Origin of the sequence: Pseudomonas sp. efr-133-TYG-5 (genome assembly GCF_030209175.1) — a bacterium.
Taxonomy (GTDB): Bacteria; Pseudomonadota; Gammaproteobacteria; order Pseudomonadales; family Pseudomonadaceae; genus Aquipseudomonas.
Genome location: NZ_JARVSM010000008.1, coordinates 171,187 through 190,629 on the forward strand (window position 1 = coordinate 171,187; position 19,443 = coordinate 190,629).

At 64.0% G+C, this 19,443-nt stretch carries 14 protein-coding genes; 5 read left to right on the top strand and 9 right to left on the bottom strand.

Annotation, left to right across the window (positions count from 1 at the left end):
* Positions 1-6 precede the first annotated feature (6 nt).
* From QRN70_RS24725 to QRN70_RS24740, 4 genes are all read right to left on the bottom strand, one after another.
* The gene (locus tag QRN70_RS24725; protein WP_285420496.1) at positions 7-1,155 is read right to left on the bottom strand and encodes an efflux RND transporter periplasmic adaptor subunit; all 1,149 of its coding nucleotides are present in this window, start codon (positions 1,153-1,155) and stop codon (positions 7-9) included.
* Between the two features lie 179 nt (positions 1,156-1,334).
* Complete coding sequence (locus tag QRN70_RS24730) at positions 1,335-2,435, bottom strand: DUF1513 domain-containing protein (RefSeq protein WP_285420497.1); 1,101 nt, start codon at positions 2,433-2,435, stop codon at positions 1,335-1,337.
* A 14-nt stretch (positions 2,436-2,449) separates the two neighbouring features.
* Positions 2,450-3,514: an imelysin family protein gene (locus QRN70_RS24735; RefSeq protein WP_285420498.1), complete on the bottom strand. Its 1,065-nt coding sequence runs from the start codon at positions 3,512-3,514 to the stop codon at positions 2,450-2,452.
* Between the two features lie 26 nt (positions 3,515-3,540).
* On the bottom strand, positions 3,541-4,968 hold the full coding sequence (locus tag QRN70_RS24740) for a di-heme oxidoreductase family protein (RefSeq protein ID WP_285420499.1): 1,428 nt from the start codon (positions 4,966-4,968) through the stop codon (positions 3,541-3,543).
* Positions 4,969-5,150: 182 nt separating this feature from the next.
* On the opposite strand from QRN70_RS24740, the gene QRN70_RS24745 reads away from it, so the two are divergent.
* On the top strand, positions 5,151-9,509 hold the full coding sequence (locus QRN70_RS24745) for a dermonecrotic toxin domain-containing protein (protein ID WP_285420500.1): 4,359 nt from the start codon (positions 5,151-5,153) through the stop codon (positions 9,507-9,509).
* Between the two features lie 72 nt (positions 9,510-9,581).
* On the opposite strand, the gene QRN70_RS24750 is transcribed toward QRN70_RS24745, so the two are convergent.
* The 5 genes from QRN70_RS24750 to QRN70_RS24770 form a co-directional block, all read right to left on the bottom strand.
* Complete coding sequence (locus QRN70_RS24750) at positions 9,582-10,937, bottom strand: imelysin family protein (protein WP_285420501.1); 1,356 nt, start codon at positions 10,935-10,937, stop codon at positions 9,582-9,584.
* A 212-nt stretch (positions 10,938-11,149) separates the two neighbouring features.
* Complete coding sequence (locus QRN70_RS24755; protein WP_285420502.1) at positions 11,150-13,201, bottom strand: putative bifunctional diguanylate cyclase/phosphodiesterase; 2,052 nt, start codon at positions 13,199-13,201, stop codon at positions 11,150-11,152.
* Between the two features lie 364 nt (positions 13,202-13,565).
* On the bottom strand, positions 13,566-14,162 hold the full coding sequence (locus QRN70_RS24760) for a superoxide dismutase (protein WP_003227660.1): 597 nt from the start codon (positions 14,160-14,162) through the stop codon (positions 13,566-13,568).
* A gap of 176 nt (positions 14,163-14,338) precedes the next feature.
* A complete protein-coding gene (locus tag QRN70_RS24765; RefSeq protein ID WP_285420503.1) occupies positions 14,339-14,941 on the bottom strand; it encodes a LysE/ArgO family amino acid transporter in 603 nt (200 codons plus the stop codon).
* Positions 14,942-14,946: 5 nt separating this feature from the next.
* The gene (locus QRN70_RS24770) at positions 14,947-15,348 is read right to left on the bottom strand and encodes an ACT domain-containing protein (RefSeq protein ID WP_285420504.1); all 402 of its coding nucleotides are present in this window, start codon (positions 15,346-15,348) and stop codon (positions 14,947-14,949) included.
* Between the two features lie 96 nt (positions 15,349-15,444).
* Here QRN70_RS24770 and QRN70_RS24775 point away from each other — a divergent pair, with 96 nt between their 5' ends.
* The 4 genes from QRN70_RS24775 to QRN70_RS24790 all read left to right on the top strand — a co-directional run bounded on the left by QRN70_RS24775 (position 15,445) and on the right by QRN70_RS24790 (position 19,385).
* Positions 15,445-16,344 carry a LysR family transcriptional regulator ArgP gene (locus QRN70_RS24775; RefSeq protein ID WP_285420505.1) on the top strand — a complete coding sequence of 300 codons (900 nt, stop codon included), beginning with the start codon at positions 15,445-15,447 and terminating at the stop codon, positions 16,342-16,344.
* Between the two features lie 96 nt (positions 16,345-16,440).
* On the top strand, positions 16,441-17,433 hold the full coding sequence (locus QRN70_RS24780; protein WP_285420506.1) for an NAD-dependent epimerase/dehydratase family protein: 993 nt from the start codon (positions 16,441-16,443) through the stop codon (positions 17,431-17,433).
* Positions 17,434-17,549: 116 nt separating this feature from the next.
* A complete protein-coding gene (locus QRN70_RS24785) occupies positions 17,550-18,410 on the top strand; it encodes an ATPase (protein ID WP_285420507.1) in 861 nt (286 codons plus the stop codon).
* A 126-nt stretch (positions 18,411-18,536) separates the two neighbouring features.
* Positions 18,537-19,385: a cache domain-containing protein gene (locus QRN70_RS24790; protein WP_285420508.1), complete on the top strand. Its 849-nt coding sequence runs from the start codon at positions 18,537-18,539 to the stop codon at positions 19,383-19,385.
* Positions 19,386-19,443: the final 58 nt, after the last annotated feature.

The window sequence follows — 19,443 nt, forward strand, 5'->3', positions numbered from 1 at the left end:
CCTTGATCAGTCGGCGCGGCGCGGACTGTTCTGCTCGCCGAGGGTCTTGTCGTCGCTGATGGCGATGTGGGCACCGTTGTCCAGTTTGATTTGGCCGGCCGTCACCACTTGTTCGCCGCTCTGCACGCCCTTGTTGATCATCACCAGGCCGTCGCGGCGCTCACCGGTTTCGATGAAGCGGCGTTCGGCAATCAGGACCGGCTGACCCTTGTCGTCTTTCTCGACGCTGCCGTCCTCGGCTTTCTTCTGCCCGACCACATACAGCGAGTTGCCGTAGAGGGTGTAGGTGATCGCGCTTTCCGGCACCACCACGTGCGGCTGCGGATCCGGCAACAGCACTTCGAGGCTGGCGAACATGCCCGGCAGCAACTTGCCCTCGGGGTTGGCCAGGGTGGCGCGCACCAGGATATTGCGCGTGCTGCTTTCGACGATCGGGTTGATCGCGCTGATCTTGCCGGGAAAGTCCTGTCCGGGGTACGCGGTGACCGCAATCGATACCGGTTGGCCGATGGCCAGTTTCGGCACCGACTGCTCGGGCACGTAGAAGTCGGCGTAGAGGCTGCTCAAGTCCTGCAGGGTGGCGATCTTCGTGCCGCTGGCGAGGTAGTCGCCGACGTCGACCTGACGGATGCCGATGGTGCCGCTGAACGGCGCGACGATGCGTTTTTTCGCCAGCGAGGCATTGAGCTGATTGACCGTGGCCTTGTTCTTCTGCAGGACCGCCGAGAGCCGATCGTACTCGCCCTTGGAGATGGCGCTGCTGCCGACCAGCTGGCTGCCACGGCCGAAGTCCAGTTGTGCCAGGCCGAGGTCGGCCTTGGCCGTTTCCAGCAGGGCGGATTCGACGGCGCTGTCGAGTTGCAGCAGCGGTTGCCCGGCCTTGACCTTCTGTCCGGATTCGAACTTGAGCTCGGTGACGGTGCCGGCGACTTCCAGGCTCAGTTCCACGCCCTGCAGTGCCTTGAGACTGCCGACGGTAGGCAGGCGCATCTGCCACGGGCGCTCGGCGGCCGTGGCCACGGCAACGCTGATCGGCGGCTTCGGCTTGGAAAAGCCCTGGATCATCGTATAGATCGAGAAGGCCTTGTATCCGGCAAGAAGCACAACGATCAGCAGTACAACACCCAACATGATCAGCATGCGGCGACGCAGCATATTCCAGTTCCTTGGAGAAAATCAGGCGAGACAGGCGGGCACATTACTCCGAGTACAGAGGGTATTCCAACTGGCACTTATTACAGGGCATGAAAAAACACCGCCGCATTCACCGGCGCCTGCAGGCGAGCGAAATCTCCTGCAGGCGCTGGCGAATGCGGCGGTGTTTTCCAGGCGTATCAGGCCATCAGGTGCAGATGGTTGTCCCAGAGCCCCGCCGGCAATTCCAGCGGCGTGGCCAGCAGTTCATCCTGGCGGCAGTCGTAGTAGCGGCAGCGGCCCTGGCCCGAGGTCACGACAAAGCCGTCCTTGACCGCACCGACCCCGGCGCAGTCCGGCAGGGGCGCGTCGAGACGCACTTCGCCGCTGTCCAGGTCCCAGATGAAGAAGCGGTTGCCGCGCGGTGCGGTCAGGGCGACCAGGCGCAGTTCGCTGTGCACGGCGACGCTGGCGGTGTAGTGCCCCATCGCCTGCAGCTGCTGCTCCGGCACCGGGAAGGCCACGAACGGCTGGCCCGGACGCTTGATCGCCAGCAGCTCGGAGCGCTCGTGGGACGGCCCCATGAATTGCTGGCCGGCGACGATGGTGCCGTCGCTGGCGATGCCCAGGTGGCGCACGCTGTTCATCTGCTGAGCGAGGGTTTCCTTGCTCAGCAGAGTGCCGTCGCGCTGCATCAGCACCAGGCTCGGTTCCATGGCGTCGAGGTTCATGTCGACGCGGCTTTCGGCCTCGGTACGGATCCCGCCGTTGGCCACCACCAGGGTTTCGCCATCGGGCATCCATGACACCTGGTGCGGGCCGAGGCCATGGGTGGAAATCTCGCCGCTGTGCACCAGTCGTTCGCCCTCGAACCTGTACACCCCGAGCAGGCCGCGGCCCGGATCGGTGGTGTCGTTCTCGGTGGCGTACAGGTAGTCGCCGCTGTGGTGAATCACCGCGTGGCCGTAGAAGTGCCGGTTCGCCTGCGCGGTCACGGTCTGCAGCAGCGCGCCGTCGCGCAGGTCGATCAGGTAGCTCTCGGTGCCCGGCCGGCGGGCGACGAACAGCGCGATCGGCAGCGTCGGGTGGTTGATGATGTCGTGGCAGCGCTGGCCGACTTGCGTGGCGAACACCCGCGTGCCGTCGAGGCGATAGCCGACGGCGTAGTGCCTGCCGTCGCTGTCGTCGCGCGCCGACAGCAGCAGCGGGCTCTGCTCCTTGCGCTTGAACAGCGTCCAGCCGCCCAGTGTCACTGCTCCCAGCAGCAAACTACCTAAAGTCAGAGCCTGGCGTCGCAGCATGGCACTTGCCCTCATCAGTCACCGTCGTTGGCGTTGAAGCCCAGTTGAATGCCCAGCGCCTTGGCCAGTTCGCCTTCGTGCAGGCGGTGGACGACGTTGAGGCTGTCATAGATATCGTTGAGTTGCTGGCGCCCGGCGTCGTCTTCGAGCATTTCGCCGAGCGATTTCTGCGTGCTGTCGAACAGCTTCAGCGAGGCGGCATAGGCCGCGTCGATCTTGTCCGCCAGCGGCTTCTGCTCGGCCGGCAACAGACCGCGCAGGCCTTTGTTGTCGACGCCTTCCCAGACGGTCTTGGCGGCGGCGAGGCTGGCTTCCAGGGCGGTCAGCGACGATTGGCTGCGCCAGGCGTCGGCCTGGAACGGCTGCGGCACGCCCTTGCTCTGGCGGCCCATCGGTGTGCCGAGTTTCTTCTTCAGGGTGTCGAGCGCCGTTACCTGCACACGCAGCAGATCGGCAATCGCTTCGTGGGAGTCGGCATAGCGCTGGTTGGGGAACTTGCTCATCTGCGCGAGCATGCCGTCGGTGTTGTTCCAGCTGCTGAGGATTTCTTCGGCCAGTTGTTTCTGGCGCTCGCCGATGGCCACCAGCAGCGGGCAGTAGCGGGCTTTCTGCGCGTCGTTGGCGACGTCAGGCTTGCTGTCGAACAGGATGTATTCGTACGCCGACAGGCCTTGTACGACCACGCTGGACTTGGCCAGGGCGGCGGCATCGATCTGCGGTTGGGTGCTGACCAGTTGCTCGACCTGACGCCCGACGAGGTTTTTCTTGTCCGGCCAGAACTGCACCTGCCACGAGCGGTTGCCCTCGGCCAGCGGACCGATCAGCAGCGGCTGCAGTTCGGCCCAGGCTTTCTGCGCGTGGAGGAAATCGGCGCGGGCGGTTTCCAGGTCTTCCTTGCCCTGGCAGTAGGCGAGGGCGCTGACGGCCAACTGGCGGTCGGCCTCGACCCAACGGGTGTAGGTCGGCAGGATCACCGATTTGGCGATGGCCGCCGAGGTGACCGCTTGCGGATCCTGCGGCGAACAGGCGCCGAGGGCGAGTGCGGCAAGGCTGGTGAACAACAGCTTGGGACGGAACATGTCGGGCTCCCGATTCTTTTCAGTGCTTAAAGTGAGTTCAGAAACGCCAGCAGCGCGGCACGCTGCTCGGCATTGAAAGACAAAACCTGTTGCTGCGCCGCTGAGGCTTCGCCGCCATGCCAGAGCACGGCTTCGAGCAGGTTGCGGGCGCGGCCGTCATGCAGGAACTGGGTGTGGCCACTGACCGCCTGCGTCAGGCCGATGCCCCACAGCGGCGGGGTGCGCCAGTCGCGGCCGGAGGCCTGGAACTCGGTACGGTTGTCGGCCAGGCCTGCCCCCATGTCGTGCAACAGCAGATCGCTGTAGGGGCGAATCACCTGATTGGCCAGTTCCGGTTCGGCCGCGTTGGCGGCGGTGGTGTACTTGGGGGTGTGGCAGGACTGGCAACCGGCCTGGAAGAACAGGTTCTTGCCGGCCAGCACCTGCGCATCATTGACGCCACGCCGCGCCGGCACCGCCAGGTTGCGGCTGTAGAACAGCACCAGGCGCAGGATGTTGTCGCTGACTTCCGGTTCGCCGTCCGCGCCGTTGCCGTTCGGTGCCTGCTGGCAGACGGTCTGCGCGCCCGTGCAGTCATCGACCGGGCGCAGGCGGGTGGTCAGGCCCATGTCACCGGAAAACGCGTGGACGTTCTGCTGATTGAGGTTGGGTTGCCCGGCCTTCCAGCCGAAACGCCCGATCACGGTCTTCTGCAGGGCGTCGTCCCAGACCCGGTTGGGCCGGCCATTGATGCCGTTGCGGTCCCTGGCCTGCGCGGCGGCGTTGGCGAGGATGGCCTCCTCCGGGATCGCTTCGAGCAGGCCGAGGCCGATCATCGGCGGGGCGACGCGGGCCGAGAAGCGTGTGTCCGGGTGCATCGGGCCGTAGCCGAGCTGGCTGAACTGCAGGGTCGGCTTGCGCAGCTCGACCTCGGTGCCGTCCTGGAAGCGCACCGGTACGGGCGTGTAGTCGACACGCACCTTGCCCTCCGGGGCGACGCCGGGCACGGCCATGTCCTGGAACTGGCCGCCGTAGACCGGCTCGGGCACCACGCCCAGTTGCTCGATGACCTCGGCATATTGCGGCGCATCGGGAATCGACAGGCGCACCAGCATCGACACCGCGTTGGCCGCATCGGGCGCCGGCGGGTGGCCGCGGCCGTCCTTGATGTGGCAGTTCTGGCAGGCGTTGGTGTTGAACAGCGGACCGAGGCCGTCGCGGGCGGTGGTGGTCGATGGGGCGATCACCCAGGGGCTGCGGAAGAAACTGTTGCCGACGCTGAAGTCGACCCGGCGCGAGGGCGGCAGGTTGGCCGAGGGCAGGGAGAAGGCGTTCTGATCGGTCTTGCGCACGGTCGTCGTGCCGCCGGAGCGGGCTTCGCCGGGTTCGGCCTGGGTAAAGCGCGGGGCGTCATCGCAGGCACTCAGGCCCAGGGCCAGCAACAGTGCGGACAAGCGAAGAGGCAGCGAAGGCATCAGACATCCTGCAAGAGGGGCAAAATTCGAGGCGCAAAGTCTAACAGGGCAAAGGAGATTGAATAAGAGGAATTATCGTTTGCTTGACCCGGAGCAAGTTCGCCGAGGGCGATAGATATGTACCGCACGGCGGCGCTGGAGCCGGGCCAGGATGGCGCAGGTTTTCCACCCGGAGTTTTGCCATGTCATACGCCCTTGCGCCCTCGGTGCGCACCGCCCTGTCGACCGCCAAGGTCACCCCTGCGCAGACCGTGCTCAAAGAGCAACTGTCGAGCCTCGACATTCGGCTTGCCGAGCGTTTCGCGGCTGCGCCGCAGTTCCACCGCTTTATCCGGCAGGCCTTCGAAACATACTTCGCGCAACTGACACCGGCGCCGGATCTGTTGCGCAGCTACGTCAGTTGCGCGGCAAAACCGCAACCGCCGGCGCCACCAATGCCGCCACCCGTGGAGCCCGCGAAGCCCACCGAGCCGCAAACCCAGGCCGATGCTGGCGAGCAGGACACGGCCGAACTGCAGACGATCCAGCCCAGCCTGATGGATGCCATCGTGCGGCGTCTGGTCAGTGCGCAGGCCGCCGATTACGGCAAACGCCAGGCCTGCTTCTACCACGTGCCCGAGGCCGGCGCCGAGCCGGTGCTGTACAGCGCCCTGACGCCCGCGGCCTTCGATGGTTTTCTCGACCAGTTGGCCGCCAACCTGACAACGCAGTATGCCGACTATCTGCAGCGCTATTGGGCGCAGGCCTGCAGCCCGACCGATCCGCGCACTTACCGGCAATGGCTGGTGGCGACGCGCATCGAGCAACTGCAGGCCGAAGTCGCCCTGCTCAAGCTCGACGGGTTGCTGGAGGCGGCCTCGGTCAGCCTGTTCGAACGGGTGCTGCGCTACCCGGATGCGCAGGCGCGACAGGCGCTGGAGGACTATCGTCCGTGTGTTTATGCGCTGGCCCTGCGGGACACGGCGGCTGAAGCGATGAACCTGCACGGCGCCTTCGTCCTTACCGCGCGCGATCCGCAGGACGGCGAAGTGCGCTGGGAGAGTGCGGTGACCGCCCCGGTGGTTCGCCCCGTCGAGGTCACCGCCAACGTCGGCCGCGTGCTGCTCTACACGCCGAACAACGGCCTGGAAGCCTTCGACTCGCTGGCCAGTCTCGATCGTGAGCTGCATCGACGCCTGGGCCATGCCAGCGAATTCGCCACCTTGTGCGCCCTGGTGGCCGACAAGGATCACCAGCGGGTGCTGGCGCTGCAGAGCAGTGCGCCCGAGCGCGATCAACTGCAGTACCTCGAGCGCCTGGAGTCGCCGTTCGCCTACAGCATCGACTCGCAATGCCGGCTGATCCGGGAAAACGTCGAGACCACCTTCGCCCGCTATGTGAAGCAGGGAGTACACGCCGACATGGCCAATCTGCCGGCCGCCATCGACCGGGTCACCGATCTGTGCCGGGCGTTCGATAGCCAGTCGATCCTCGAGGCCAGGCTGAGGAAACAGTGCAAGGCCCGCCTGGTCGCCTTTCTCAAGGACTCCACCGTGGCCGATCAGGAGGCCTGGGCGCAGGCCTTCAAAAACTACAGTGAAGAATTGGCCAACCTGCCGGAATACGAGGGCTTGCCGTCGCTGGCCCAGTTCAGCGAGCGGCGTGAGCTGCTGGCCTACAGCAACCGGCAACTGCGCGCGGTGCTGGAAGCGGAGCATGGCCTGACGGTGAACCCGGACGACATCGTGGTGCACACCAAGGAGCCGGAACTGCCGGTCAGCTCGATTCCTTCCGGTGCGCCCGGGACGTCGATCCTGGAGCCGGGGGCGTTCAAGTACAAACATCGTCAGCGCAGCCTGACCGAACTGGCCCTGGACAACATTTCCGGGATTGACCACAACTTCACGCGCTATTCGAAGCTGAGCCTGAAAACCGCCGTCACCGGCCAGACGCAACGCCCCGCAGCGACGAAACCCGCCGCCAGCGAAACACTGGCGGCCTACAACGACCTGACCCTGGCGCAGGTCAAGGCGCTGGTGCGCACGGTGAATGTCGGTCAGGCGCACCAGGATTTTCTCAAGGCCAGCCTGGTCAGTTCGCCGGCCGCGCAGGCGCGCAAACAGGCTTTCGCCCGCCTGATCGAACGGCAACTGCGCCTGGATGCGATTGAAGCGAAGATCAACGGCGATTTTCTGCCCGACCGTCTGCAGCGCGGTTTCAACTGGGTGCAGGCGGTACTCAATGCCCCGGTGGACAACGATCAACGGGAAACCGTCGAGGGTCACCGCGTTATCGTCCAGTGCCTGAAACTGCGCGGACAACGGGTGCGCGGCGTGCTGCTGTTCGCCACCGCGTCGACCGGCACGGCGACGATCGTCGTCTACACCCCCGGTGCGCCGGCGGGGCGGGTGTTCCACGAGTATCAGAAAGATCGCCTGATGACCGACTTCGTCCACAGCAGCTCGTGGCGCGATTATCTGCTGGCGCGCGTCGACCGCGCCTCCCAGGCCCATGTGCTGGCTACCCTGACGGGCCGCGGCGATGTCTCGACGGTGTACCTGGGCAACATCGCCAACAATCTGTTCGAAGAGGCCTATGAGGTCGAGGCCAACTGGACCCTCAACGAAGCGGCGGCCCAGGTCACCACCACGCACCAGACCAACGTCGAAACCGGCCTGTTGATTGCCACCACGGTGATCGACGTGCTGAGCATGGTGCTGCCGGTGCACGTGTCGTTGCCCGTCGGTATCGCCCGCAGCCTGATTTCCATCTTCAATGCCGTGGACGCGGCGCAGGTTGGCGACCGTGTCGGCGCGGCGCATCACATCGTCCGCGCGCTGGCGGAATTTACCGGGGTGTTGATCGATGGCGTGGTCGGTGTGGCGGTGGCACGCGGCCTGGTTCCGGGCGCCGCCGGGGCGGGGGGACGCCAGCTGAATCCGCAAATGGCCCTCGGTGGCAAACCGGACGGCGTGCTCGAACTCAAGGGCTGGGAAGGCAAAGGGGTCTACTACAAGCCTGGCGCGGGCGGTGGCGGTCGGCAGTACTTTCTCAAGGAGCGCGAACACTGGTATTCGCTCATTGACGAGGGCTTCGAAGACGCCTGGCGCCTGCGTGACGCACGCAAACCGTTGCAGAAGCACTACGCGCCGATCCGCCGCAACGCCCAGGGGCACTGGGAAATCGGCACTCATCCGGATGCCCCGGGGCTGGGCGGGATTTCCCCGCAGCATGCGCTGCGCAACCTGTATCCCTACCTCGACGAGTTGCAGGCCATCGCGGTGTTCGAGGCCTTCGCTTTTCCGCGCGGACGCGAGATCGAGCTGGGGCTGAGCTTCGTCGAGCGCCTGCGCACCGGCCGGTCGACCGATGCGTTTCTCAAGTACCTGCGAGTCAGCGAGCAGACCCTGCGCCTGCGTCTGTTGGGCCAACGGGCGTCGAGCGGTTTCTCCGGCGGTGGTGCGCTGACCGAGTCGCGGCCCGGCCCCGCGCGCCAGCCTGCTCCGGCGCCCGAGCCTTTGCCGCCCTTGCCGCCGCCCGCGCCCGCGCCTGTGCCGCCGGCACCGCCGGTTCGCGTGCGGCCGCTGAGTGAGAAATTTCTCGATTGGGGCCAGAGCATGGATATTGCCGAGTTGCAGCTGCGCAACGCCGAGCTGGCGATCTATCGGCGTCCCGCCAGCGGGCTGCGACCGGCGCGTGACTACATCAGGATGCACGACAGCTATTACCCGATCCTGCCGGCCGGCGACATGCGTTCGCCCAACCTGACGTTCATTTTCGACGAGCGGATCGGCATCAACCATTTCGCCCAGTTCGAGCACCTGATCCTGACCGACCTGTTCAGTCAGCCGCGCCCGGCGTATTTCGCCGCGCAACAAGACAAGCTGTGGCTGATCTCGCACAGTCTGCCCTTCGAGAAAACCGTCACCGGTTATGTCGCCGATTCGTTTCCGACGTTCAGTCGCGCCAGTCAGCAGCAACTTGCCCAGGCGCTGTTCGACCTGGCCAACCCCAATGGTGTCACGTCCTCCGGACTGGCCAAGCTGCACCGCACGTTGAACGTCTGGCGGGCGCGCACGGCGCTGGTCGATGCGTTCGGCGATGCGCTGACGCTGTTGCCGATTGCACCCCGGAGTGCAACCGGCCAGTGGCTGCTCGAAGGGTATTCAGGGGCCTTCAATCGTCTGCTGTTCAGCACTGACGGGGTCAATGCCCTGGTGCACGCGGTGATGCGTTCCGGCACCGAAGAGACCCTGCGCGCGCTGATGAGCGAGCGGCTGCTCAGCAGTGGCTACGAAATGGTCAACGGCTATGGCCTGGGCTCGGAGCTGCTGTTCCGACGTCCGGGGCGGACGCAGCTGTTCTGGCTGTCGTTGCGCCGGGTCATTGGCGAGGTGATCGATGGCAGCCAGTACGTCGCCCCGCGTGCCGAGTTGATGAATGCAACGACCCGTGCGCTGGTAACGCGGGCGCAAGCCAACAACCAATTCGTGCCGTTGCTCGGCGGTGTGCGGCTGGCTTCCGCCGGCGCGGCGGTGGAAATCTTTGTCATCCGGGTCTGAGCCTGGCGCCGCCCAATAAAAAAGCCCCGACAGGTCGGGGCTTTTTCATCAGGCCTGATTGACCGCGGTCGATCAGAACTCGTGGTCGGCGTTGTCCGGGTTCAGGTCGCTGATGCCCAGTTTGCCGGCAGCGGCTTCGATCGAACCGGTCTGCTTGACCAGGGAGGCGATGGCGTCACGCACGATCTGGTTGCCAGCGGTATTGCCGGCGGCGATCAACTGGTCGTAGTGCTCACCCTTGTTGGCGTGATCGACCATGACCTGGATCTTGGCTTCGGTAGCGGCCAGATCGTCTTTCAGCGCGGTGTCCGCAGCCGGGTCAACCTTGGCCACCAACGACGACAGGCTGGCGCCGGTCAGCTTGGTGCCGTCGGTGCGGGTATATTCGCCCAGGTACACGTTGCGAATGCCCTTGGCGTCGTAGAAGTGCGAGTTGTGGGTGTTGTCGCTGAAGCAGTCCTGTTCGTCTTCCGGGGAGTTGGCTTCCAGGGACACCTTCATGCGCTCGCCCGCCAGTTCGCCGAGGGACAGGCTGCCCATGCCGAAGAGCATTTTGCGCAGACCGCTTTCCGCCGGTTCGGCTTCCAGCGTGGCGCGATAGTTGTCGGCCACGTTCGGCTTCCAGTTGGCGACCATTTCTTCCAGGTCGCTGACCAGCAGCTGGGTCACGGCCTTGAGGTAGGCACGGCGACGGTCGTTGTGCCCGCCGGTGGCGCCGGCGCCTTCCAGGTAGTCCGAGGCCGGACGGTTGCCGGCACCAGGGCCGGTGCCGTTCAGATCCTGGCCCCAGAGCAGGAATTCGATGGCGTGGTAGCCAGTGGCGACGTTGGCTTCGGAACCGCCCAGCTCGTTGAGGCTGGCGAGTTTTTCCGGGGTGATGTCCTTGACGTCGACCTTGTCTTCGCCGACCTGGACTTCGGTATTGGCGATGATGTTGGCAGTGGCGCCCGGGTTGCCCAGCGCGTGCTCGTAGGATTTGTCGACGTAGTCGATCAGGCCTTCGTCCAGGGGCCAGGCGTTAACCTGACCTTCCCAGTCGTCGATGATGGTGTTGCCGAAGCGGAACACTTCGCTCTGCAGGTACGGAACGCGGGCGGCGACCCAGGCAGCCTTGGCGGCTTTCAGGGTGTCGGCGTTCGGCTTGGCGAGGAATGCGTCGATGGCGGTCTGCAGGGTTTTCGCGGTGGATTCGGCATCACTGTAGACGGCAAAGACCATGTCGGCGTAGTGCGCGACCACGGCCTTGCCGGCGGCCTCGTCGACCTTGCCGGCAGGTGCCGCAGCAGGAGCGGCAGCCGGTGCAGCGGTGCTGGCAGCCGGAGTAGGCGCTGGCGCAGCAGCCTTTTCTTTGTCTTTACCTTCGCCGCAACCGGCGAGGGAAATAGCGATGGCCAGCAGACTGGCGGTAGCCAGAGGCATACGAATCATGGCGAACATCCTGCTTCGGTGATTGAGTGGACAGGCGCGGGGGTGCGCAAAACTGCGACATAATGCAAATCTTTCGCATTATGTGTAAAGGGCTGTGCTTGGAAATATTTCTTATTTACGGCGGGGTTGTTGCAGATCAAAAGATCGCCGCCGCGTTTCGCTCGACGGCGCCTGCCGCAGATGCGCCTGGCGCAGGTGGCGATCGTTTGACTTTATAAAATGGCCGCGTTGCTGCGCTGGGCCTGCTTGAGGTAGGCGGTCAGTTCGCGCGCGGGCAGCGGCTTGCTGTAGTGATAGCCCTGACCTTCGTGGCAACCCTCGGAGATGATGTAGGTTTCCTGCTCGGCGGTTTCCACACCCTCGGCGATCACCTGCATGCCCAGGCTCTTGCCCAGTTGAATGATGGCGCGAACGATGGTCGCGTCATCGTCGTCGTCGAGCAGATCCTGAACGAAGCTCTTGTCGATCTTGATCTTGTCCAGCGGCAGACTCTTGAGATAACTCAGCGAGGAGTAGCCGGTACCGAAGTCGTCGATGGCGATCAGCGCGCCGGAGCGACGCAGGCTCAGCAGGTGCTGGGCGGCGGTGCTGATGTCTTCCATCAGGCCGGTTTCGGTGACTTCCAGCTCGAGGCTGCGTGGTGGCAGGCGGTACATCTGCAGCAGGTTGTTGACCACCCGGGGCAGCTCGGCGTGGTGCAGTTGCACGGTGGACAGGTTGACCGCCATGCGCAGGTCGACGAAGCCCTGGTCGTGCCATTCGCGCAACTGCTTGCAGGCCTGGTCCAGCACCCATTCGCCGATGGCGATGATCGTGCCGTTCTGCTCGGCCAGCGGAATGAACAGGTCCGGCGGCACCAGGCCATGTTCCGGATGCTGCCAGCGAATCAGCGCTTCGACGCCGACCACGCGGTGGTCGCGATAGCTGATCTGCGGCTGGTAGACCAGGTAGAACTGGTCGCGCAGCAAGGCGTCGCGCAGGTCTTTTTCCAGTTCGCGGCGCCGACGCATTTCGCTGTCGACGCTGGCGATGTAGAACTGATAGCGGTTGCGCGAACGGGTCTTGGCCAGGGTCATGGTCTGCTCGGCTTTCTGCAACAGCTTCTCGGTGCTGTCGCCATCCTCCGGGAACAGGGTGATGCCGATGGTCGCGCGCAGGCGGATTTCCTGGTGGTCGAGGGCGAACGGGGCTTCCAGGTCATCGAGGATGCTCTGCGCCAGCTCGGCCGCTTCGTAGGGTTGTTCGATATCGGCCTGCACCAGGGCGAACTGGTCGCCGCCGAGGCGGGCGAGGGCGCCGAGCCGGCCGCTGTGGGCGCGCAGGCGGTCCGCCAGGGCCAGCAGCAACTGGTCGCCGGTCTGGTAACTGAATTGCTCGTTGATGCCCTTGAAGTCGTCCAGCCCGACGCACAACACCGCCACCCGCCGTTGCAACTTGCCGGCGTCGACCAGGATCTTGTCCAGTTGCTGCTGCAATTGCTGGCGGTTCGGCAGGCCGGTGAGGAAGTCGTACTGGGCCATGCGCAGCAGGCTGTTTTCCGCCTCGTGGCGCAGGTGGGTGTTGCGCTCGATGGATTCGAGCAACTGGTTGGCGGTGTTGATCCAGATCCCCAGCTCGTTTTTCTCGTGGCCCTTGAGCTGCGGAATCTTGTGCTCGCTGGGGCGGTCGGGGTTGATCTCGGTCAGGTGCTCGATGATGCGGGACAGGGGCTTGGTCAGCAGCCAGTGATAGACCAGATACAACACCAGGCCCATGGCCAGGGCGCGCAACACGCCGGAAATGAAGATGATCACCGAACTGACGATGAAGCTCTCGCCGTAGGTGGCGGTGTCGAGGGTGATGCTCAGGTCGCCGTAGTACTCGCTGTACGGGCCACGTCCGACCAGTTGGGTGGTGAAGGTGCGCTCCTGGCCGAGGATCAGGTCGGTCAGCCAGCGGCTGTTGGAATGCTGCAATTCCCGCGATTTCTGCGCGAGCATGGCTTCGTTGGGATGGCCGATGGAGGCCTGGCGCACGGCGTCGTCCTGGAACAGGCCCTCGATCACCTGCATGCCCATTTCCCGATCGAGGCTGTAGACCGCCTGGGTCGAGGGATCGCGGAACATGTCGAGGATGCGTTCGGCATCGCCGGCGACCGCCTGGCGTGTTTTATAGGCATCGAAAACAATCTGCGCGCAGCTCAAGACCACACCGACGATCAATGCCGACAGGAGCACGACCCGGAGCAACTTCACCGACAAGCTGTTCTTGAGTTCCAGCTTCAAAGGGTTATTCCTTGTTCCGTGCGGGTAGCGTCAAGTTGCCATGAGTATTGGCAATCCGGTGTTGGCAGTCAAAGGGACAATCAAGCCCGGGGCGAATCGCCTGAAGGCTTGGCCAATATGCAGCTGTCTGGAGTATTTGCCCTATTCGTACTGTTTCGGTTGCTGGCGCCTGCAACTTGAGGGGATCGCGATAATTTTTCCTCTGTTTGATGTTAGTCCGCCGTGGCGCGGCGGCAAGAGCAGGGTGGCGACAAGGTGTGTGGGAAAACGCCTGCGCTCGATCTGCGCGCCGAAATCCGCTTGTACAGAAATCGAAGGCATAAAAAAACCCGGCATCAGCCGGGTTTTTCATCTGGCGCGCAGCTTAAGCGGTGAAGGTCTTGCCTTCGAACTGCTCAGCGACGAACTTCCAGTTGACCAGGTTCCAGAACGCCTCGACATACTTCGGACGCAGGTTGCGGTAGTCGATGTAGTAGGCGTGTTCCCAGACGTCGCAGGTCAGCAGCGGGGTGTCGCCGCTGGTCAGCGGGTTGCCGGCGCCGATGGTGCTGGCCAGGGCCAGGGAACCGTCAGCCTTTTTAACCAGCCAGCCCCAGCCGGAACCGAAGGTGCCGATGGAGGTTTTGCTGAACTCTTCCTTGAACTTGTCGAACGAACCGAAAGCGGCGTTGATCGCCTCGGCCAGTGCGCCGGTTGGTTGACCGCCGGCGTTTGGCGCCAGGCAGTTCCAGTAGAAGGTGTGGTTCCAGACCTGAGCGGCGTTGTTGAAGATGCCGCCCGAGGAAGTCTTGACGATCTCTTCCAGGGTCTTGCCTTCGAACTCGGTGCCTGGCACCAGGTTGTTCAGGTTCACGACATAGGTGTTGTGGTGCTTGTCGTGGTGGAATTCCAGGGTTTCCTTGGAAATGTGCGGCTGCAGGGCATCGTGTGCGTAGGGCAGCGGCGGCAATTCGAAAGCCATGATGATTCTCCTAATCAGGTCTGTTGCGGTGAGCGCAAGGCCGATCACGGGCGGCCAGAAATGCACCGGCGAGTTTTTACTCTTTGCGGCGCAGGGTTCGGATCATAGCACCGGGGGTGCGGCTTAACCACGCAACAACTGTGTGGGATAGAGGTTCCAGAGCCTTTTGGAATAAATCAGCTGGCGATAATCAATTGCCCCGCCACGGTGAACATCATCACCGCCACCAACAGGTCGAGAATCCGCCAGGTGCTCGGTCGTGCCAGCCACGGTGCCAGCCATGCCGCACCGAGCGCGAGGGTGAAGAACCACAGCAGCGAAGCACTCGCCGCACCGACCACGTAAGCGCCAGGCACCGACTGTTGCGCACCGAGGGAGCCGATCAGCAGCACGGTGTCGAGGTAGACGTGCGGATTGAGCAACGTCACCGCCAGTGCGCTGAGCATCACCGCGCGCAGCGAACGCACGGTGTGGTTGTCGCCCTGGTCCAGACTCTGCTGCGAAAAGGCCCGGCGCAGCGCCTGGCTGCCGTACCAGATCAGAAACAGCGCGCCACCCCAGCGCGCCACTGCCAGCAGGGTTGGATTCTGCGCCAGCACCGTGGCCAGACCGAATACCCCGGCTGCCACCAGCAGCGCATCGCAGGCCACGCACAGGGCGGCGACCGGCAAGTGATGCTCGCGGCGCAGGCTTTGCGCCAGGACAAACGCGTTCTGGGTGCCGATCGCCATGATCAGCCCGAACGCCACCAGCAGGCCGTTGAGGTAGCTTTGCCACATAAGGGTTACTCCGCGTGGGCTGCGAGGTCGCGCAGCACGTGCATGGCGCGTTCGGCGTCGGCCAGGCCGACGAACAGATGATCGTGGTAATAACCGGCGATCACGTTGCAGCTGATCCCGGCCTTGCCCAGGGCCGTGGCAAACGCCGCCGTCAGGCCGACGGCCTCCAGCGCCGAATGCACGTTGAGGGTGATCCACGCGGCGACGTAGTCGAAGCTCAAGCCAGCGCGTTCGGCAGTGGCGCGGTCGACGATGACCGTCAGGCCTTCCTGTTCGCGGAAACTGCCGAGCACTTCCAGGCCGCTGGGCAAGCGGCCGTCGCGCAGGGTGCAGAACACGTATTCGCCGGCATTGAGCTGCGGGCTCATGCTGCGCAGCAGGGTGGTCAACGAGGTTTCGCCAGCCATGATGGAGATCCTTGATAAAGAGTGCTTGCTGGCTATTCTCCGGGCAGACGCTGTATAAGAAAAACCAATAATGCTGATCGCTCATTAGGAAAACTGATGTTCGACTACAAATTGCTTTCCGCTTTGGCCGCCGTGGTCGAACAGGCCGGGTTTGAACGGGCTGCGCAGGTCCTCGGCCTGTCGCAATCGGCGATTTCCCAGCGGATCAAACTGCTCGAGGCGCGGGTCGGCCAGCCGGTGCTGGTGCGCGGCACGCCGCCATCGCCGACCGACATCGGCCGGCGCCTGCTCAACCATGTGCAGCAGGTGCGTCTGCTCGAACGCGATCTGCAGAGTCTGGTGCCGGCGCTGGACGAAGAAGGCCTGCCGGAGCGGCTGCGCATCGCCCTCAACGCCGACAGCCTGGCGACCTGGTGGGCCGAGGCCGTGGGGGAGTTCTGCGCCGAGCAGCACGTATTGCTGGACCTGATCGTCGAAGACCAGACCGTTGGCCTCAAGCGCATGCGCGCCGGTGAAGTGGCTGCCTGCCTGTGCGCCAGCGAGCGGCCGGTGGCCGGCGCCCGCAGTGTGCTGCTCGGGGCCATGCGCTATCGGGCGCTGGCCAGTCCGGCCTTCATCGAACGGCATTTCCCGGCCGGCGTGCGTGCCGAACAACTGCCGCGTACGCCGGCGCTGGTGTTTGGCCCGGACGATTTCCTGCAACATCGTTACCTGGCGTCGTTGGGTGTCGACGGCGGTTTCGAGCACCACTTGTGCCCGTCCTCCGAAGGTTTCATCCGCCTCACCGAGGCCGGCCTCGGCTGGGGCCTGGTGCCGGAACTGCAGGTGCGCGAGCAGTTGCAGCGCGGCGTGTTGCGCGAACTGTTGCCAGATAAACCGATCGATGTGCCGTTGTACTGGCATCATTGGCGCAACGGCGGGCAACTGCTGGCCTTGCTCACCGCGCAACTGGTGCGTTCTTCAGCGCAATGGCTGGTGCCCTGGAAGCAAGCGTAAGCGTCAAGCTGCAAGCGGCAGGTGAAGCGCTTGCGCACTGTTTTTGTCTCGCGGCTCGGCACCTGAAGCCTGCCGCTGGTTTTGTTGGAGTTTTACATGAAGATTCTGGTCACCGGCGCAAGCGGCTTCATTGGCGGACGCTTTGCGCGTTTTGCCCTGGAGCAGGGCCTGGACGTGCGGGTAAACGGTCGCCGGGCCGAAGGCGTCGAGCATCTGGTGCGCCGTGGTGCGGAGTTCGTCCAGGGTGACCTGAGCGATCCGGAACTGGTGCGCGCGTTGTGCAGCGATGTCGAGGCCGTGGTGCATTGCGCCGGTGCCGTCGGCCTGTGGGGGCGCTACCAGGATTTTCAGCAGGGCAACGTGCAGGTCACCGAAAACGTCGTCGAGGCCTGCCTCAAGCAGCGTGTGCGGCGACTGGTGCATTTGTCGTCGCCGTCGATCTACTTCGATGGCCGCGACCATCTCGGTCTGACCGAAGAGCAGGTGCCCAAACGCTTCCACCATCCTTACGCCGCGACCAAATACCTGGCCGAGCAGAAAGTCTTCGGGGCCCAGGAATTCGGCCTGGAAACCGTGGCACTGCGTCCGCGTTTCGTCACCGGTGCCGGCGACATGAGCATCTTCCCGCGCTTGCTGAAGATGCAGCGCAAAGGGCGTCTGGCGATTATCGGCAACGGTCTGAACAAGGTCGACTTCACCAGCGTGCACAACCTCAATGAAGCGCTGCTCAGCAGTCTGCTGGCCGCCGGTTCCGCGCTGGGCAAGGCCTATAACATCAGCAACGGTACCCCCGTGCCGTTGTGGGATGTGGTCAATTACGTGATGCGCAGGATGGAAGTGCCGCAGGTCAGCCGATACCGTTCCTACGGGCTGGCCTACAGCGTCGCCGCACTCAACGAAGGCGTGTGCAAGCTGTGGCCCGGGCGCCCCGAACCGACGCTGTCGCGCCTGGGCATGCAGGTGATGAAGAAAAATTTCACCCTCGACATCAGCCGCGCCCGGCATTATCTGGATTACGATCCGAAAGTCAGTCTGTGGACCGCCCTCGACGAGTTCTGCGCCTGGTGGAAAGCCCAGGACATTCGTTGAAACGAATCGCTCGGCCGGCAATGAACCGCATCGCAGGTTGAGGGTCAATCCCTGCGGCTGCGGCGGTTATACTTCGCGGCAATTAGCCACCACCGCGTTTCACAAAGGTTGCCTCAATGTCCATGCGTAACGATGCCCACGACGATTTCGACGATGTACCGAGCCTGCGTGCCGATACCCTCGATGACGACGATTTCCCGACCACCACGCGCACCTCCGTGCATTCGCGCACGCCGCCAGTGGTCAAGGTCAAGGCCGCCAGCACCGGGCCGCTGTGGGCATTGGTCGGCGCCTTGTTCTTTGCCTTCATCGGCCTGGCGTGGTGGAGTTTTCAGCAGATTTCGCTGATGGAGCAGCAACTGGTGGCCACCCAGGAAAGCTTCGCGCGGATCAGCGAAGAAGCGGCCGGGCGCCTGCAGGACATTTCCGGCAAGGTGGTGGCCAGCCAGACCAACGTCACCAGCGACAGCGAAGCCTTGAAGCTGCAGATCAAACAACTGGAAAGCCGACTCCAGGATCAGAGCAAACAGCAGCAGGGCGTGGCCGGGCAGGCCACCGATCTGGACAAGCGCCTGGCCCAGATGAGCGCGCAGACCACCGAGCAGCAGGCCGCCAACACCCAGTTGCAGGCCCAGGTCAAAGCCCTGAGTGCGGAACTGGCGACCCTCAAGAGCACGCCGGCCGACACCAGCAAGGTCGATGCCCAGTTGAAGGCCTTCGATGCCCAGTTCAAGAGCCTTGGCGCCGACATCGCGGCGCTGAAGAAGCAGGGCAATCCGAGCGCGGCCATCGAGCGTCTGGAGCAGGACATCGTCGTGCTCAAGAGCGAGCAGGACAACCGTCCGGCCGCCGCCCAGGGCGGCGCCGCCGCCAACACGGCCGAGTTCGACGCCTTCCGCGCGCAGATGACCCGCAACATCAACACCCTGCAGGCGCAGATCCAGAACCTGCAACAGCAGATCAACGCCCGGCCGTAGGGCTTGCGTAAACAACCCTGTGGCGAACGGCCAGGCGCCTCGCCACAGGGTTCTCTTGCTGAATATTCATACATAAGCGCCAGCGGTCTACGCTCTTGAAACACCAACAAGAACGGGGGATGCGTCATGGGGTTTGTGCACAAGATGGCCTGGCTCGGTGCGATGCTGCTGCTGAGTGTCGGCCCGGTCCACGCGGCGACCACGGAAAAGGACGACAGCAAGGCGGCCATCGCCTTGCTGGAAAAGGCCCTGGCCTATTACCACGACAATGGCGACAAGGCCTTTGCCGCGTTCAGCCGCCAGGGCGAGTTCGTCGACAAGGATCGCTACGTGTTCGTGGTCGACACCCAAGGCACGATGCTCGCCAGCGGCGGACCATCGGCGGCGCTGATCGGCCGCAACGTCACCGATGTACTGCCCGCGGATTTGCAGAAAACCTTCAAGGACGCCCTGAAAGTGCCGGAAGGCAATGGCATCCAGCAGGCCGAATACCGCTGGCAGAACTGGGCCGACGGCAAGGTCGAACGCAAGCACGTGTACTACCAGCGCATCGGCCAGCGGATTCTGGCGGTCGGCTATTACCTGCCACGCGCCTCGGCGGAGCAGGCGATGGCGCTGCTGAACAAGGCCGCGACCGATCTGGCCAGGGATGAAAAGGGCACGCTGAGCGCAATCAACTCGCTCAAGGGCGGCTATTTGCAGGATGACTTGTATGTCTTCGTGGTTGACCTGCAGACCCGCCGCTACGTGGCGCACGGCACCAATCTGCGCCTGATCAACACCGATTTCAGCAAGATCAAGGATCCAGAAGGCAAACCGGTGGGCGAGCCGATCCTGGCGCTGATCGCCAAACAGGAGGATGGCGAGTACCAGTACCGCTGGAAAAACCCGGTGACCGGCAAGATCGAGGACAAGCATGCCTACCTGAAAAAGGTCGGGCACTGGCTGGTAGCTGTGGGCTATTACAGCCCGTGACGAACTCGCCACTTTCGCCTGCGTCTGCCATGCGTTGCCGCTGCAGGCACCGGCGAAG

Bases quoted from the DNA above. Each gene is read 5' to 3' on its own strand.
- QRN70_RS24725 (WP_285420496.1), bottom strand. From the start codon at position 1,155: ATGCTGCGTCGCCGCATGCTGATCATGTTGGGTGTTGTACTGCTGATC.
- QRN70_RS24750 (WP_285420501.1), bottom strand. From the start codon at position 10,937: ATGATTCGTATGCCTCTGGCTACCGCCAGTCTGCTGGCCATCGCTATT.
- QRN70_RS24775 (WP_285420505.1), top strand. From the start codon at position 15,445: ATGTTCGACTACAAATTGCTTTCCGCTTTGGCCGCCGTGGTCGAACAG.
- QRN70_RS24735 (WP_285420498.1), bottom strand. From the start codon at position 3,514: ATGTTCCGTCCCAAGCTGTTGTTCACCAGCCTTGCCGCACTCGCCCTC.
- QRN70_RS24740 (WP_285420499.1), bottom strand. From the start codon at position 4,968: ATGCCTTCGCTGCCTCTTCGCTTGTCCGCACTGTTGCTGGCCCTGGGC.
- QRN70_RS24760 (WP_003227660.1), bottom strand. From the start codon at position 14,162: ATGGCTTTCGAATTGCCGCCGCTGCCCTACGCACACGATGCCCTGCAG.
- QRN70_RS24790 (WP_285420508.1), top strand. From the start codon at position 18,537: ATGGGGTTTGTGCACAAGATGGCCTGGCTCGGTGCGATGCTGCTGCTG.
- QRN70_RS24730 (WP_285420497.1), bottom strand. From the start codon at position 2,435: ATGCTGCGACGCCAGGCTCTGACTTTAGGTAGTTTGCTGCTGGGAGCA.
- QRN70_RS24785 (WP_285420507.1), top strand. From the start codon at position 17,550: ATGTCCATGCGTAACGATGCCCACGACGATTTCGACGATGTACCGAGC.
- QRN70_RS24745 (WP_285420500.1), top strand. From the start codon at position 5,151: ATGTCATACGCCCTTGCGCCCTCGGTGCGCACCGCCCTGTCGACCGCC.
- QRN70_RS24765 (WP_285420503.1), bottom strand. From the start codon at position 14,941: ATGTGGCAAAGCTACCTCAACGGCCTGCTGGTGGCGTTCGGGCTGATC.
- QRN70_RS24770 (WP_285420504.1), bottom strand. From the start codon at position 15,348: ATGGCTGGCGAAACCTCGTTGACCACCCTGCTGCGCAGCATGAGCCCG.
- QRN70_RS24780 (WP_285420506.1), top strand. From the start codon at position 16,441: ATGAAGATTCTGGTCACCGGCGCAAGCGGCTTCATTGGCGGACGCTTT.